The sequence below is a fragment of the Rugamonas sp. FW305-51 genome (genome assembly GCF_058786935.1).
Window position 1 is genome coordinate 1 of sequence record NZ_JBYSZG010000123.1, and the last position, 658, is coordinate 658.

1 protein-coding gene is annotated in these 658 nt (G+C 70.8%); it reads left to right on the forward strand.

Annotated features, from left to right (window positions below; genetic code table 11):
- Positions 1 to 34: 34 nt before the first annotated feature.
- On the forward strand, positions 35 to 658 hold a 624-nt coding region (locus AC3WOS_RS28570; protein ID WP_492720702.1), incomplete at its 3' end, for an SDR family oxidoreductase.

The following is a 658-nucleotide window of genomic DNA, read 5'->3' on the forward strand; positions in this document are numbered from 1 at the left end:
CCCACCCACCCACCAACCAAAGATAGCGCCAACCATGACCCAAATCGCCACTTCCCCGTTTTCGCTGGCCGGCAAGCGCGGCCTGATCGTCGGCCTGGCCAATGAGCACAGCATCGCGGCCGGCTGCGCCCGCACCGCGCACGCGCTGGGCGCGCAGCTGGTGCTGTCCTGCCTGAACGACAAGGCCGTGCCCTTTGCCACGCCGGTGGCCAGCGCGCTGGGCGCGCCCCTGCTGCCGTGCGACGTGGAGCAGGACGGCGCGCTGGAACAGCTGGTGCAACAGGCCGTGGCGCAGCTGGGCGGACTCGATTTCGTGATCCACTCCATCGCCTGGGCCCCGCTGGAAGACTTGCGCGGCCGTGTGGCCGACAGCTCGGCCGGCGGCTTCCTGCGCGCCATGAACATCTCCTGCCATTCCTTCGCCCGGCTGGCGCGCCTGTGCGAGCCGCACCTGGGCGCGGGCGGCAGCCTGATCACGATGAGCTACCTGGGCGCCGAAGAAGCCGTACCCCACTACGGCGTGATGGGCCCCGTCAAGGCCGCGCTGGAATCGCTGGTGCGCTACCTGGCGGCCGAACTGGGACCGCAGGGCGTGCGCGTGCACGCCGTCTCACCCGGCCCCATCCCCACCCGCGCCCCCTCCGGCCTGGAAGATTTT